Origin of the sequence: Streptomyces sp. NPDC005574 (assembly GCF_040605435.1) — a bacterium.
Taxonomy (GTDB): domain Bacteria; phylum Actinomycetota; class Actinomycetes; order Streptomycetales; family Streptomycetaceae; genus Streptomyces.
Genome location: NZ_JBEXCW010000037.1, coordinates 63,152 through 77,063, shown reverse-complemented (window position 1 = coordinate 77,063; position 13,912 = coordinate 63,152). Strand labels below are relative to the sequence as shown.

At 71.5% G+C, this 13,912-nt stretch carries 13 protein-coding genes and 2 tRNA genes; 11 read left to right on the top strand and 4 right to left on the bottom strand.

What is annotated here, in order from left to right; translation table 11 throughout:
• Together ABZT03_RS23665 and ABZT03_RS23660 are read left to right on the top strand one after the other, a co-directional pair.
• Nucleotides 1–222: aldehyde dehydrogenase family protein (locus tag ABZT03_RS23665; RefSeq protein WP_356042327.1), on the top strand; the 222-nt coding region annotated here is incomplete at its 5' end.
• A 154-nt stretch (nucleotides 223–376) separates the two neighbouring features.
• A complete protein-coding gene (locus tag ABZT03_RS23660) occupies nucleotides 377–529 on the top strand; it encodes a hypothetical protein (protein ID WP_356042325.1) in 153 nt (50 codons plus the stop codon).
• Nucleotides 530–595: 66 nt separating this feature from the next.
• Here the strand turns inward: ABZT03_RS23660 and ABZT03_RS23655 are convergent, their stop codons facing one another.
• A complete protein-coding gene (locus tag ABZT03_RS23655) occupies nucleotides 596–1,156 on the bottom strand; it encodes a CGNR zinc finger domain-containing protein (protein WP_356042323.1) in 561 nt (186 codons plus the stop codon).
• Nucleotides 1,157–1,543: 387 nt separating this feature from the next.
• Nucleotides 1,544–1,957 (bottom strand): SsgA family sporulation/cell division regulator, encoded by a 414-nt coding sequence (locus ABZT03_RS23650; protein ID WP_004002642.1) that lies wholly within the window; start codon nucleotides 1,955–1,957, stop codon nucleotides 1,544–1,546.
• Between the two features lie 191 nt (nucleotides 1,958–2,148).
• On the opposite strand from ABZT03_RS23650, the gene ABZT03_RS23645 reads away from it, so the two are divergent.
• The 7 genes from ABZT03_RS23645 to ABZT03_RS23615 all read left to right on the top strand — a co-directional run bounded on the left by ABZT03_RS23645 (nucleotide 2,149) and on the right by ABZT03_RS23615 (nucleotide 9,888).
• A complete protein-coding gene (locus tag ABZT03_RS23645) occupies nucleotides 2,149–2,601 on the top strand; it encodes a TIGR02611 family protein (protein WP_356042321.1) in 453 nt (150 codons plus the stop codon).
• 99 nt (nucleotides 2,602–2,700) lie between these two features.
• Nucleotides 2,701–2,772 (top strand) — tRNA-Val (locus ABZT03_RS23640).
• 470 nt (nucleotides 2,773–3,242) lie between these two features.
• Complete coding sequence (locus tag ABZT03_RS23635) at nucleotides 3,243–4,532, top strand: extracellular solute-binding protein (protein ID WP_356042320.1); 1,290 nt, start codon at nucleotides 3,243–3,245, stop codon at nucleotides 4,530–4,532.
• Between the two features lie 11 nt (nucleotides 4,533–4,543).
• Complete coding sequence (locus ABZT03_RS23630; protein ID WP_356042318.1) at nucleotides 4,544–5,497, top strand: sugar ABC transporter permease; 954 nt, start codon at nucleotides 4,544–4,546, stop codon at nucleotides 5,495–5,497.
• Entirely contained in the window at nucleotides 5,494–6,399 is a 906-nt protein-coding gene (locus tag ABZT03_RS23625) for a carbohydrate ABC transporter permease (RefSeq protein WP_356042316.1), read from the top strand. The genes ABZT03_RS23630 and ABZT03_RS23625 overlap by 4 nt, the downstream gene beginning before the upstream one ends.
• Nucleotides 6,400–6,405: 6 nt before the next feature.
• Nucleotides 6,406–7,017 carry a hypothetical protein gene (locus ABZT03_RS23620; RefSeq protein WP_356042314.1) on the top strand — a complete coding sequence of 204 codons (612 nt, stop codon included), beginning with the start codon at nucleotides 6,406–6,408 and terminating at the stop codon, nucleotides 7,015–7,017.
• A gap of 135 nt (nucleotides 7,018–7,152) precedes the next feature.
• Entirely contained in the window at nucleotides 7,153–9,888 is a 2,736-nt protein-coding gene (locus tag ABZT03_RS23615) for a Tat pathway signal sequence domain protein (RefSeq protein ID WP_356042312.1), read from the top strand.
• Nucleotides 9,889–10,014: 126 nt separating this feature from the next.
• On the opposite strand, the gene ABZT03_RS23610 is transcribed toward ABZT03_RS23615, so the two are convergent.
• Nucleotides 10,015–12,366 carry a hypothetical protein gene (locus tag ABZT03_RS23610; RefSeq protein ID WP_356042310.1) on the bottom strand — a complete coding sequence of 784 codons (2,352 nt, stop codon included), beginning with the start codon at nucleotides 12,364–12,366 and terminating at the stop codon, nucleotides 10,015–10,017.
• A 110-nt stretch (nucleotides 12,367–12,476) separates the two neighbouring features.
• Between ABZT03_RS23610 and ABZT03_RS23605 the strand changes: the two genes are divergently transcribed.
• Together ABZT03_RS23605 and ABZT03_RS23600 are read left to right on the top strand one after the other, a co-directional pair.
• Nucleotides 12,477–12,935 carry an SRPBCC family protein gene (locus ABZT03_RS23605; protein WP_356042308.1) on the top strand — a complete coding sequence of 153 codons (459 nt, stop codon included), beginning with the start codon at nucleotides 12,477–12,479 and terminating at the stop codon, nucleotides 12,933–12,935.
• A 39-nt stretch (nucleotides 12,936–12,974) separates the two neighbouring features.
• Nucleotides 12,975–13,046 (top strand) — tRNA-Val (locus ABZT03_RS23600).
• A gap of 70 nt (nucleotides 13,047–13,116) precedes the next feature.
• On the opposite strand, the gene ABZT03_RS23595 is transcribed toward ABZT03_RS23600, so the two are convergent.
• Nucleotides 13,117–13,845, bottom strand: coding sequence for a 3'-5' exonuclease (locus ABZT03_RS23595; protein WP_356042306.1), 729 nt, complete (start codon nucleotides 13,843–13,845; stop codon nucleotides 13,117–13,119).
• Between the last annotated feature and the right edge of the window lie 67 nt (nucleotides 13,846–13,912).

The window sequence follows — 13,912 nt, the reverse complement described above, 5'->3', positions numbered from 1 at the left end:
ACCGGCGGCCTGGGCTCGCGCCTCACCAGCCACCCCGGCTTCAACAAGATCAGCTTCACCGGATCCACCCAGACCGGACGCACCGTCATGGCCCCCGCCGCCTCGGCCCCCTCACTGAGCCCGGCCACCCGCCCGGCGCCCCGCCCCGCCGCCGCGCCCCGCACCTCGTCCACCGACGACTTCAGCGACATCGAGGCCATCCTCAAGAAGCACGGCATCTGACGACCGCCCGAAGAGCGGAAACGACACAGCGGGTCGGCGCGCGTCCCTGAACGATCACGACCCGGACCCAAAGTCACGGAATACAGCGATCACCCGTACCTCCCTGGCGTGTAGATCGCGCGGAGGGTGCCGACTACGTCATCATCGCGGCGAGATGCTGGACACGACACAGAGCGACGCCGCGCCACCTCAGGACGAGCCGCGCGGGTGCCTCTTCGCCCTTTCCCAGCCACCGCTGATGATCTTCCTTGCGGTGATCGGGTGTCTGCTGCTCATGGCTGCGCTGCACGACCTGCTGATGCTGTGAGCCCTGCCCGTGGTTCCCGGCGTCACCCGCCGGGGGCCACGACCTCATCCACTTCTCCGCCCGGGCTCAGCCCGCGGCCTCCTTGCGCCGGGCCCGGTACGCGGCCACATGCAGCCGGTTTCCGCAGGTACGGCTGTCGCAGTAGCGCCGCGAGCGGTTGCGGGACAGGTCGACGAAGGCGCGCCGGCAGTCGGGCGCCTCGCAGCGTCGCAGCCGCTCCTGCTCGCCGGCCACGACGAAGAACGCCAGCGCCATTCCGCAGTCGGCCGCCAGATGGTCGGCGACCGAGGCGCCGGGCGCGAAGTAGTGCACGTGCCAGTCGTAGCCGTCGTGGTTGGTGAGCCGGGGGGTGGTGCCCGCGGCGGCGACCAGTTCGTTGATCAGTACGGCCGCCGCCCGGGCGTCGGGGGCCGCGAAGACTCCGGCGAACCGGCCGCGGATCTTGCGCACCGCGGACAGGTCGAACTCCGAGAGCACCGTGACATCGCTGATCTCGTGGTTGCGGACGAAGTCCGCGAGGGCGGCGACGTCCGGCAACGCCTCCGGCACCGCGTCGTCCTCCGGCGCGGTGTTCACCAGATCCACCACGGTGTCGAGGGCGCACCGGGTGTCGTGGGTGATCAGCACGTTTCGCTCCCTGGCCTGGGGGACGGGCGGGCGCCCGCCGATGCTGGCCGATCGTAGTGGCTTTGGGCCCACCGACAACCGGCCCGCCCGCACAGCCACGTACGTCTGCCTTGACAACGCCGCCCACGCACCGGGGGTTCCCGCGCCGGCCGCGGGAGGGCCCGGGCTCCGGAGGCCGGGAAGCCCGGAGCCCGGGGCAACCACTTTCTCGAGGTGAGCAGCCACGTGGGCCACGGCGGCGGCCCACGCCGCGGCCCCGAACGCGGCCGGCGCCGCCCCGTGGAGTGGTTCCACGGTGACGGCGCCGGGCGCGTGCCCTATGCGGTTGTCTGGGCCCGAGCCGTCTCCCCGAGTGGACGGCGCCGGGCGGCTCTGTGGCGGCCTCGCCTAACTCTCCGCCAGGATGTGTGAGAGTTCCTGATCCAGATCGAAGTGCCGGTGTTCCGTGCCGGGCGGCACGGCCGCGTCCGTCCGCTTCAGGAAGGACTCCAGCGCTCGCGCCGGGGCTTCGAGCAGGGCTTCGCCCTCAGGAGAGCTCAGGGCGATGCATACGACGCCCTGGCCATGACTGCGCGACGGCCAGACACGGACGTCGCCGGTACCGGTGGGCCGGTGGAGGCCCTCGGCCAGGAGGTCGCGGGCGAACACCCACTCGACGGTCTCCTCGGCTCCGGTGTGGAAGGTGGCGTGCACGGCGTAGGGGTCGGCCGTGTCGTACCGCAGGCCTGCGGGGACAGGCAGGGAGGACTCGCTCGACACAACGAGGCGCAGGTGCAGCTCGCAGCTGACCGTGGTGTTCATAAGCGCCAGGGCCTTTCGCTCAGTGTGCGCTCGGGGATTCGCACGTCGGCGAAATCGACATGCCACCTACGGTGCCGTTGTAAACCCCTCTGGGTGTTTTGCGTGCGATTACGTAACTCTTCCGGCCGAGGGTGCGTTTGGACGGTACGGCCATTCCGGTGACCGGTTTCCGTCCGGTAGGGTCTGCCCGTATGAATACGGGGAGTGACGATCCGGGCGAGGCTGCCGTGGTGTCGGAGGAGACGAAGTCGGACGGCGCGAGGGACGAGCAGGGGCTCGGCTCCAAGGCGCCGGAGTTCATCAAGGCGCGCCGGATGCTGCACCTCAGCTGGCAGGTCGGCGTCTTCGTCATCGGGCTCGCGGTGGTGGCCGCCGGCATCGTGATGCTGCCGCTGCCCGGACCGGGCTGGGTGGTGATCTTCGGCGGCATGGCGATCTGGGCGACCGAGTTCGTCTGGGCCCAGCTGGTGCTGCGCTGGACCAAGCGCAAGGTCACCGAGGCGGCGCAGCGCGCGCTCGATCCCAGCGTGCGCCGGCGCAACATCGTCCTGACGGTGGTCGGCCTGGTGATCGTGGCCGTGCTCGTCGGGATCTACGTGTGGAAGTTCGGCTTCGAGATGCCCTGGAAGATCAAGGACCAGTGATCCGCGGCAGGCGGACCGGTGACCCGCGCGGCGCCGCCGGGACCGGTCGTCGCCGGTCACGGGCATCCGCTGACATGGGGTAATGTTCTCCCTGCGTCCGGGCGATTAGCTCAGTGGAAGAGCGCTTCGTTCACACCGAAGAGGTCACTGGTTCGAACCCAGTATCGCCCACCCCGACACGACGGCCCGTCTGCCACAGAGCAGGCGGGCCGTCGTCGTGTGTACGGACCGTGTCCGCCGCGGTGACCGTCCCGGTGGTCTCCTCCCGGGGGGTGCGGCGGCGAGATCACGGCCCGGACGGCGCCGGAGTGCGGCCCCGTGTCCGGCCGCACGATCCACGTCCCTGTGTCCTCGGTGGCGGAGGCGGGTCCTCGGCGGCCGAAGTTTTTCGGTCGAGCGGTCGACCCCGTCCGGCAACCGCTTTCCCTCCCTGTGGTCCGGTCGAGGGCTGTCACCTGCGGTGTCGCACCCGGCGCCGTCCGGCGTGGCCCACGACATCCCGCCAACGCGCCCTGAGGGGCCGTAAGAAATTCCTGTCCGAATCATTGACGCACTCCGGGCCCCTCCGTAACTTGTGCCAGCAAGCGCTTACTTGAAACGATTCATGCAGGCGGCAACGACGCTGCGGGGAGGGTCCGACTGTGGGAACCAGCAGGAATGTTGAGAGGCGTACGATCTTGAAGGCGGCCGGGGCGACGGCGGCCACACTGGGGCTGGCGGCGACCACCGGCTGCGGCGGCGACAGCGGTACGTCGGCCGACGGAACGGTGACGATCCGTTACTCCTGGTGGGGTGCCGACGAACGGGCCAAGAAGATCAACCAGTCCATCGCGCTCTTCGAGAAGAAGTATCCGAAGATCAAGGTGAAGACGGACTTCCAGGACTACGTCTCCTTTTGGGAGAAGTTCCAGACGCAGGCCGCGGGCGGAAATCCACCGGACGTATTCCAGAACGCCGTGGGATTTCTTCGGAAGTACGACAAGCGAGGCATCCTGCTGGACCTCAAGTCCCAGATCGACGCCGGGAATCTGAGCCTGGACCACTTCCGCGAGGGGGTCACCACGGTCGGCGAGGTCGACGGCAAGCAGCTGGGCGTCCCCGTCGGTTCGAACACCATGGCGCTGGTCATCGACAAGAAGGCGTTCGCGAAGGCCGGGGTCGACCCGAAGGCGGGCTGGACCTGGGACGACTACTTCAAGGCCCTCAAGACGATCCACGACAGGACCGGCGTCCCGGGGGACACGGGTTACTTCAGCATCATGTACCTCTACGACCTCTACCTCCGCCAGAACGGCAAGGCGTTCTTCGACAAGGACGGACTCGGGTTCGACCAGGCCGACCTGACGGAGTGGTGGACGGACGCGTACAACCGGGTGAAGGCCGGGATCATCACCTCCCCGAAGACCGTCGAGCAGGACAAGCCCAAGTCGTCGGTGACCGCCGCGCACGGCGCCTCCGAGTTCACCTGGGACAACTTCACGGTCCGCTACTCGGCGGAGGGCGACAGCACCTACGGTCTCGCCCCGATCCCCACGACGGACGGCAAGAACACCGGCCAGTACCTCGCCTCCCTGATGCTCAGCGGCTCGGCCCGCACCCGGCACCCCAAGGAAGTCGCCCAGTTCATCGACTTCATGGTCCACGACCCCGAGGTCGGGAAGATCATGGGCTACGACCGCGGCATCCTCGCCAGCACCGAGCAGTACGAGGCGTACAAGCCGACCGACGAGGTGGGCAAGGAGATCGCGCGGTACGAGGACGACACCGCCAAGGCGGGCGTCCTGGGCACGATCACCCCGCACCCGTCCGGCGCCGACACGGTCGAGGCCGCCTTCCTGCGCATCGGAGGCGACATGGCCCAGGGCAAGACCAAGGTCTCCGACGCGGTGAAGCAGTTCTTCTCCGAGTCCGAGGCCGCCTTCCAAGCCTGATGGGAACACCCGTGACGCTCGTCAAGGACTCTCCGCCCGACATCCGGAAGGTCCGTCCCGCCGCCCCCGCCGTCAAGCGGCGGGGGCGGCGGGAGAACCTCGCCGGCTATCTGTTCATGTCTCCCTGGATCGCGGGCTTCCTGCTGCTGACCGCGGGCCCCATGGTCGCCTCGCTCTACTTCGCCTTCACCGACTACAACCTCTTCGACTCCCCGAAGTGGATCGGGTTCGGCAACTTCACCAAGATGTTCGACGACCCCCGGTGGCAGCGGTCGGTCGAGGTGACGGCCAAGTACGTCGTCATCGGCACCCCGTTGAAGCTGCTGCTCGCGCTCGGGGTCGCCCTGCTGCTCGCGCAGAGCCGGCGCGGCCAGGCGTTCTACCGGGCCGCGTTCTACGCCCCCTCGCTGATCGGCGCGAGCGTCTCCGTCGGCTTCGTGTGGCGCGCGCTGTTCTCGGACGACGCCGTCGTGGACCGTACGCAGTCCTTCCTCGGCTTCGACGTCGGCGGCTGGGTCGGCAACCCGGACTGGATCCTCTACAGCCTGGTCGCGCTGACGGTCTGGCAGTTCGGCGCCCCGATGGTGATCTTCCTCGCGGGGCTGAAACAGGTGCCCAGGGAGCTGTACGAGGCGGCCGCGATGGACGGCGCCGGACCCTTCCGGCGGTTCTGGAGCATCACCCTCCCGATGATTTCCCCGGTCCTCTTCTTCAACGTGCTGCTGGAGACCATCCACTCGTTCCAAATCTTCGGCTCCGCCTACGTCGTCTCCAACGGCTACTGCGGACCGGCCGACGCCACCCTCGTCTACACCTGTTACCTCTACCAGCAGGGCTTCAAGAACGCCCAGATGGGCTTCGCCTCCGCCATGGCCTGGATGCTGCTGCTCGCCGTGGCGCTGGTGACGGCGGTCCTGTTCTGGTCGCAGAAGAAGTGGGTGCACTACGAGGAGGCCGCCCGATGAGCACCGTCACCTCCGAGACCACCACCTCCGGTCCGCCCCCCACCACCGACGCGTCCGGCCTCGCCCGCAGGCGCTCCGGCTCGCTCGTCTGGCACGTCGGCGCCCTGCTGGTCCTCGCGGTCGTCCTCTACCCGGTCCTGTGGGTCGTCGGCGCCTCGTTCAAGCCCAGCAAGGACATCGTCAACAGCCTGGAGCTGTTCCCGGCCAGCCCCGTCCTCAGCAACTTCAGGGGCCTGGCCGACGGCATCGCGGACATCTCGATCCTGACGTTCTTCCAGAACTCCCTGTTCTACGCGCTCGGAGCCGTCGCCGGCATCCTCATCTCCTGCTCGCTGACCGCGTACGCCTTCGCCCGGATCAGGTTCGCCGGGCGGAACCTGATGTTCGCGCTGATGATCGGCACACTGCTGCTGCCGTACCACGTGCTGCTCATCCCGCAGTACGTGATGTTCCAGAAGATGGAACTGATCAACACCTATGTGCCGCTGCTCCTCGGCAAGTACCTGGCGACGGAGGCCTTCTTCGTCTTCCTCATGGTGCAGTTCATGCGCAACCTGCCCCGGGAACTCGACGAGGCCGCGCGGATCGACGGCTGCGGGCATCTGAGGATCTACTGGTCGATCGTGCTGCCGCTGTGCAGGCCCGCGCTCATCACCAGTGCGATCTTCACCTTCATCAACGCCTGGAACGACTTCATGGGCCCGCTGATCTACCTCAACGAGCCCGGCAAGTACACCGTCTCCCTCGGCATGATGATGTTCCGCGACTCCGACGGCGTCGCCGCCAACTACGGCGGACTGATCGCCATGTCCCTGGTCGCGCTGCTGCCCGTCCTGCTGTTCTTCCTCGCCTTCCAGCGCTACCTCATCGACGGCATGGCGACGTCCGGCCTGAAGGGCTGATCCGGCATGGCCACAGCACGCGCGAGAGCCCGCGCCGACGCCCGCGCGGCGCGCGGGGAGTCCGTTCTCGCCGGACGGTTCGCCCTGTTCGCCGAGTGTCTGCTCACCGGGGTGTGGATCGCGGTGGCCTCGGCCGGGGTGGTCACCTACCCGGCCGCGTTCGCCGCGGGCGCCCGGCACCTGCGCCGCCGCGCGACCCACCAGGCCGGCGGCGTGTGCGAGTTCGTCGCCGACTTCCGGGCGGCGCTGCCCGGTGGATGGCTCGCCGGGCTCGCCGGCTGGGCCGCGGTGGCCGTGGCCTGGGTCGACGTCCAGGCCGCGCGGGCCGGCCTGCCCGGTGGGGCGCTGGTGGGGGCAGCCGGCCTCTTCGCGCTGATCGGCCTGGCCGTCGCCGGGCTGCGCGCGGCCGCCGTGTGGACGCCGGGTGCGGCCTGGCGCTCACTGCTGGCGGGCGCGGGCCGGCGGACCGTGCTCGACCCGGCCGGTTCCTTCCTGCTCGTCGGCGGCCTGGCCGTCGTCGCCTGCTCCGCCTGGTTCCTCGCGCCGCTCGCGGTTCCCGTCCTGGGCGCCGTCGCGGCGGCGGCCGTGGCCGTCGAGGAGCGCCACCGGCGCCGCTGACGGGCGGTGCCCTCGCGGCGGCCCGGTGATCCCCGGGCGCCGCACCTGTGTCTGTCATGCCCCTGACTACTCGGGGAGCGCCTTCCCCGGACCACCCGCATCCCGCACCCCGCACCCCGCACGGAAGGAAAGACCATGTCCCCCATTCCCCGCAGGTCCCTCCTCAAGGCGGCCGCCGTCGCCGGAGCCGCCGCGCGGTTCAGCTGGGCGCTCGGAGCCGGCGACGCCCAGGCCGCGCCCGTGGCCGCGGCCGCCGACACCGATCCCGTGCCCCTGGACTGGCTGGAGGAGGGCGGCCTCGGCGCCGCCCCCGGCTCCACCGTCGGCGTCCCCTGGCCGAAGGGCACCTACCAGGCGGACCAGGCGTTCGCCGTGACGGACGCGGACGGCGCAGCCGTGCCCGTGCAGACCTGGCCGCTCGCCCACTGGCCGGACGGCTCCCTCAAGTGGACGGCCCACGCCGTCAGTTCGGGCAGCGGCAAGCTCAGTCTCGCCGCCGGCGAGCCGGCCGTACCGGAGAAGAAGGTCGGCGTCGTGCGGCGCGGCGGGACCGTCGAGGTGTCCACCGGCGTCATCACCGCGAGCATCGCCACCTCGGGCGCCACGCTCATCAGGTCGGTGACCCGGGGGTCCACGGAGATCGCCCGGAACGGCCGTCTCGTGCTGATCCGCCAGCCGGAGATCGAGGACGAGGACCAGGGCGCGGTGAAGACCGAACGCTTCGAGGGTGCCGTCTCCGAGGTCACCGTCGAGCAGCGGGGCCCGGTCCGCGCGGTCGTCCGCATCGACGGCAAACATCGCAAGGGAAACCGGAGTTGGCTGCCGTTCTCCATCCGCCTGTACTTCTACGCGGGCGCCGACTCCTTCCGCATGGTGCACACCGTCACCTACGACGGCACCCAGGAGCCCGGGAAGAGCAGCGGCGACTTCATCCGTGGCCTCGGCGTGCGCTTCACGGTGCCCATGCGGGACGCGGCCTACGACCGGCACGTCCGCATCGGCGGCGAGGGGACCGGTCTGCTGCGGGAAGCGGTCAAGGGCATCACCGGTCTGCGCCGCGACCCCGGTGCGGCCGTGCAGGCGGCCCAGTACGCCGGCCAGAAGCTGCCCGACCCGGCCACCTGGGACCAGCGGGTGACGACCAGGCTCCAGTACATCCCCGAGTGGGGCGACTACACCCTCGCGCAGCTCTCCGCCGACGGCTTCACCCTGCGCAAACGCACCAAGAAGGGCCACGGCTGGATCGGCGCCGGTGGTGGCGGACGGGCCTCCGGCTTCGGGTACGTGGGCGGCGCGAGCGGCGGACTCTCCTTCGGGCTGCGGGACTTCTGGGAGAGGTTCCCCGCCCAGCTCGACATCCGCGACGCCCAGACCGACGAGGCCGAGGTCACCCTCTGGCTCTGGTCCCCCGAGGCACAGCCCATGGACCTGCGGTTCTACCACGACGGCATGGGCCAGGACACGTACGCCGAACAGCTCGAAGGTCTCAACATCACCTACGAGGACTACGAGCCGGAGTTCGGCACGCCCTACGGCATCGCCCGCACCTCCGAACTCCTCTTCTGGGCCAACGAGTCCACCCCGAGCGCCGAGACGCTCGCCCAACAGGTCAGCGCCGTCCGGGTGCTGCCGCAGCTCGCCGCCCCGCCCCGGCAGCTGATCAGGGCCAGGGTCCTCGGCCCCGGCCTCTACTCCGAGCCCGACCGCTCCACACCCGCCAAGGCGAGGATCGAGGACCACCTCGACTTCCTCTTCACCTACTACAAGGACCAGGTGGAGCAACGCCGTTGGTACGGCTTCTGGGACCACGGCGACATCATGCACACCTACGACACGGTCCGGCACCAGTGGCGTTACGACATCGGCGGCTACGCCTGGGACAACTCCGAACTGTCGCCCGACCTGTGGCTCTGGCTCGCGTACCTGAGAAGCGGCCGCGCCGACATCTTCCGCTTCGCCGAGTCCATGACCCGGCACACCGGCGAGGTCGACGTGTACCACCTCGGCAAGTGGGCGGGGCTCGGCACCCGGCACGGCGTCCAGCACTACGCCGACAGCGCCAAGCAGCAGCGCATCGCCAACACCACCTACCGGCGCTACTACTACTTCCTCACCGGTGACGAACGCGTCGGCGACCTCATGCACGCCAACGTCGACTCCGACGAGACCTTCCTCGTCCTCGACCCGATCCGCAAGATCCGCACCGAGCCGTACACACCCGACCGGCACGCCCTGTCGGTCGGCTTCGGCACCGACTGGAGCGGCCTGGTGTCGGCCTGGCTGACCGAGTGGGAGCGCCGCGGCCCCAAGTGGGAGAAGGCGAAGGCGCGGGTCCTGTCGACCATGGAGACCATCGCCGCCCAGCCCAACGGGTTCGTCCAGGGCAGCGGGCTGTACGACCTGGACACCGGGAAGTTCGCCGTGGCGGCGGCGCCCGTGGTCAGCGTCTCGCACCTCTCCGCCGTCTTCGGCCTCAACGAACTGTGCGCCGAACTCATCGACCTCGTCGACATGCCGGCGTTCGAGGTGGCCTACTTCGACTACTGCCGCTACTTCAACGCGACCAAGGCGGAGCAGGCGGCGCGCTACGGCTCCCACTTCGGCAGCCTGCTGCTCTTCCAGGGCCACTCCCGCCTCGACGCCTACGCCGCCGTACGGACCGGCGACGACAAGCTCGCCAAGCGGGCCTGGGAGAAGTTCTACGGCTCCGACGGCTACCAGGAGTCGGCGCCGTGGAAGACGGAGAAGCTGAGCGGCCCCACCACCCTGGTGCCGGGCAGCGAGGCCGCCTGGGTGTCCACCAACGACACCGCGCTCTACGGCCTCGCCGCCATCGAGAACCTCGCCCTGCTCGGCGACAGGATGCCGTAGCGGCGGGCCAGGGCGCTCGTCGGGGGCAGGCCGGGCTCGCGATCCAGCGTGAGCCGAACGAAGGCCCTGGGGCGTCTCGTCCGGATCAGGCCGGGCTCGCGGGCCCGCCTGATCCGAACGAAGGGTTCAGTTCATCCGCCCCAGCACCTCCCGCACCCGCCGGACGTCCCGCAGCCGCTGCTCGTACGTCGCCCCGAGGGCGAGCAGCAGCAGTCCGGCGAGGGCGGGCGGCACCCAGCGGGGGAGCGCGTCGGTCATCTGCACGAGATACGGGGCGAGTTCGTGCAGCGCGTCCAGGGCCAGGACCGAGCCGCCGAGGCCGAGTGGCGCCTGCAGCCGGTGCCGGGCGCCGAGCAGAGTGACCAGCAGGGCCGCCGCGCCCAGCAGTAGCGGGCGGATCCAGTGCGGGTCACCCCAGGCCGCGAGGAGGCTCGGCAGCAGACCGGCGGCGAGGCCGGGACCGTACGCCGTCCAGGACGACGCCCGCGGGTCGCGGCCGCGGCGCAGGGCGCCGACCAGCAGCGCGGGCGCCGCCACCGGCAGCGTGTACGCCTCCGGCGTCCCGACGCCCCAGGCCGCCAGCCGCACCCAGGCGGCCAGCACGAAGAGGACGGCGGCCGCGTGAGCGGCCGGGCGGCGGTCGGGACGGACGGCCGTGCCAGCGGCGATCACCGCGCACAGCCCCAGGACCAGGGCGAGCAGGGGCGGGTGGGCGAGGGCCAGGCCGACGGCGACGAGGGCCGCCGCCGCTCCGGTCGCCTCGACCGTGATCCTGACGGTCAGGTCGGCGACGCGCGGCGCGAGCAGCGCCGCGGCGGCGGGCACCGCGAGCACGAACAGCGCGGTGTGCTGCGGCGGGAGGCCGAGGGAGGCGCCCGTCGCGCAGGCGAACCCGGTGGCGTACACGAGGGACACGGGTGCCGAGAGCGGGGCGAGGCGCCCGCGCCACGCGGCCACCGCGAACAGGACCGTCAGCGAGCCGAGCACCAGAAGGGTGCCGGACTCGGTGGTCAGGGAGAGCAGGGCCAGGCCGGCGGAGGTGAGCACGGCGAGCCCGGTGGACACCGGCGTGACGAACCCGAGGAGCGCCACCGTGAGGAGCCCCTGCGCCAACAGGCCGGCCGCATACGGCAGTTCCAGGGTCGCGGGGAGGACCAGCAGTGCGGCCCAGACGAGGACGAGCGCCGCCGTCAGTGCCTGCGGGCGCCGTTGCGCGCCGCGCACCAGCAGGGCGAGCAGGAGGGCCACCGTGAGGAGGACCAGCGGCGCCGTGGCCGAGTGCGACGGCCACAGCCCGCCGGCCGTCACCGCGGCCCGCGCGTCGGCGGGAGCGCCGGACCACACGCGCGCCACGCCCGTGGCCGGCCCCAGCAGGGCGACCGCCACGACGGGCAGCGTCCACAGCACCGCGCACCCCTGCACCGCCGCCGAGGCCAGGGCGACGCCCCGCCGGACCGGCTCGGGCAGCGGGTCCCGCACGGCGACGAGCAGGGCGATCCCGCAGGCCAGCGTCGCGAGCACCGTCCACTCGCCGGGCAGCAGGGTGCGCAGCACGCCCCCGGCGCCGGCGGCCAGGAGCAGTGCGCCGGCCACCGCCGTGCCCGTCGACAGGTCCGGGCGGGGAGCGAACCAGGCGGCGCCGAAGGCGATCGCCGCCGCGAGGACGAAGAGTGCGGCCGCGAGGACGGCGGCGCCGGGTCCGGCCGCGTCCAGGGCGAGCAGCCCGGTCACCAGGACGCCCCAGCCGCCGGTGCCGAACGCGCCGACGGTGGCGACGGTCCGCAGGGGCCGCCCGGACACCCGCAGCGCGACCACCGTGTCGAACGCGGCCGTCAGCAGCACCGCGGCCGTGACCGTGCGCGCACCGCCCCCGGCGGCCACCGCCCAGAGCGCCGACGGGAGTTGCGCGCACACCACGGCGGCCGGCAGCGGCAGCCGCAGCGCGGCCGGGCCCGGCCGGGCGGCGAGGGCCACGCCGTACGCCGTCCAGACCGCGGCCAGCAGGGTCGAGGCGGCGGCCGCGTACGTGACGCCGTCCGCCGCCCGGAACACGGCCTCGTGCAGCGCGTACGCGTCCAGCACCGTCAGGGTCAGCCCGAGGCCCGCGACCGACTCGGCGGTGGACCGCAGCCCCCGGCGCAGCAGCGCCACGGGCGCGCCGAGCGTCGCCAACGTCACCGCGCCGAGCACCGCGGCCCGGCCGGTGATCCCCAGGTGCCCCCAGCTGACCAGGGTGAACACCATCGCCGCCACGGTCAGCAGGACCCCGCCCAGCAGCAACAGGACGTTCTGCACGCCCGGCGCGGTGGTCTCCGGACGGGGCGCCCCCGCGGGCGCCGGCCTGGTCGGCCGCACCGGTTGGAGCGAGGTCAGCAGCCAGGCGCGGCGGGCCAGCAACTGGGCCCGACGTGCGTCCAGTTGCCGCAGTTCAGCGTCGAGGAACCGCAACTCCTCGGCCGGGGGCGGAATATGCGTCATGCCGGCAGCGTGGCCCACGTCACGTCGTAGGACATGAGTGCGCGTACTCAGGCCGTACTCAACCGGCCCGGATGCCGTGATGCACGCCCGTGCCGGGGCACACTCGGCACATGGACCGGACCCGTTACCGCTTCCGCAGCCTGTGGACCCTGCCCGCGCCGCCCGCCGCCGTGTACGCGGCGCTGGAGCGGGCCGAGGACTACCCCCGCTGGTGGCCCCAGGTGCGCGAGGTGCGCCGCATCGACGACACCGCGGGCGTCGTCCGCATCCGCTCCTTCATCCCCTACGACCTCACCTTCACCGCCCGCGAGGCGCGCCGCGACCCCGCCGCCGGGGTCCTGGAGATCGCCATGTCCGGTGACCTCGACGGCTGGGCGCGCTGGACGGTCGTGCCGCACGGCACCGGCAGCCTCGCCCGCTACGAGCAGGAGGTCGAGGTCCACAAGCCGTTGCTGAGGCGGTTCGCGACCGTGGGCCGGCCGTTCTTCCGCGCCAACCACTGGCTGATGATGCGGGCCGGGCGGCGCGGACTGGCGGCCCGGCTGGAGGACGGGCGAGGAGCGGTTTGAAGGAAGGCCGCGGGGACCTGTATTGTTCACTGCGTTCCCGGGCGATTAGCTCAGTGGGAGAGCGCTTCGTTCACACCGAAGAGGTCACTGGTTCGAACCCAGTATCGCCCACCGGGAAAGGCCGGTCCGCAGCAGCGGACCGGCTTTTTCGCGCCGCCTCGCGGCCGCGACGTCCGCGCGGTTACGCGGCCGCCGCGGGCAGCTCCGGGCGCAGCGGCCACGCCGTGTCCACCACCTCGTCGGTGCCGCTGCGCGCGAACCACGCCTGCAGGCCGCGCGCCTGCGCCGCGTGCCACACCTGCTGGAGTGTGTGCAGTTCGGCCGGCGACAGCCGCTCCAGCCGGGCCGCGAACCGGCGCCCCACCGCCCGTACGAGGTCGAGCGAGGCCAGCGCGTCGGCCCCCGCGTCGTGCGCGCCGTCCAGGACGACGCCGTAGTGCTCGCACAGGTCGGTCAGGGTGCGGCGGCCCTTGCGATAGCGGTCCAGGTGCTTGTCCAGGACCCGCGGATCGAGCACCCGCAGCGACGACGCCTCGAACCAGTGGTCCAGGGACGAGGCGCGATGGCGGCGCAACTCCCGGTCCAGCAGCGTCAGATCGAACGGCGCGTTCATCACCACCAGCGGACGGCCCGCCGCGGCCTGGTCCGCCAGCTCCCGGGCTATCTCGAACATCACCGGCGCGGGCCAGCGGCCGTTGCGCTGGAGGTGCTCCTCCGTCAGGCCGTGCACCGCCGTCGCCTCGGCGGGCACCGGCACACCGGGGTTCACCAGCCACCGGCTGATCCGCGGCCGCGTGCCCGGGGCGTCCTGGACGACGACGGCGGCCGACACGATCCGGTCGGTCTCGACGTCGACGCCCGTGGTCTCCGTGTCGAAGGCGGCCAGAGGGCCTTCATACCAGCACGTCATCACCATGCAACTCCTCGTTCACCCACGGCAGCTGACGTTCCGTCTTCTGCCCGTTTGGTGATACCCG

Excerpts from the sequence above, each read along its gene's own strand:
- ABZT03_RS23645 (WP_356042321.1), top strand. The coding sequence starts at position 2,149 with ATGAATACGGGGAGTGACGATCCGGGCGAGGCTGCCGTGGTGTCGGAG.
- ABZT03_RS23595 (WP_356042306.1), bottom strand. The coding sequence starts at position 13,845 with ATGACGTGCTGGTATGAAGGCCCTCTGGCCGCCTTCGACACGGAGACC.
- ABZT03_RS23625 (WP_356042316.1), top strand. The coding sequence starts at position 5,494 with ATGAGCACCGTCACCTCCGAGACCACCACCTCCGGTCCGCCCCCCACC.
- ABZT03_RS23615 (WP_356042312.1), top strand. The coding sequence starts at position 7,153 with ATGTCCCCCATTCCCCGCAGGTCCCTCCTCAAGGCGGCCGCCGTCGCC.
- ABZT03_RS23610 (WP_356042310.1), bottom strand. The coding sequence starts at position 12,366 with ATGACGCATATTCCGCCCCCGGCCGAGGAGTTGCGGTTCCTCGACGCT.
- ABZT03_RS23660 (WP_356042325.1), top strand. The coding sequence starts at position 377 with ATGCTGGACACGACACAGAGCGACGCCGCGCCACCTCAGGACGAGCCG.
- ABZT03_RS23620 (WP_356042314.1), top strand. The coding sequence starts at position 6,406 with ATGGCCACAGCACGCGCGAGAGCCCGCGCCGACGCCCGCGCGGCGCGC.
- ABZT03_RS23605 (WP_356042308.1), top strand. The coding sequence starts at position 12,477 with ATGGACCGGACCCGTTACCGCTTCCGCAGCCTGTGGACCCTGCCCGCG.
- ABZT03_RS23650 (WP_004002642.1), bottom strand. The coding sequence starts at position 1,957 with ATGAACACCACGGTCAGCTGCGAGCTGCACCTGCGCCTCGTTGTGTCG.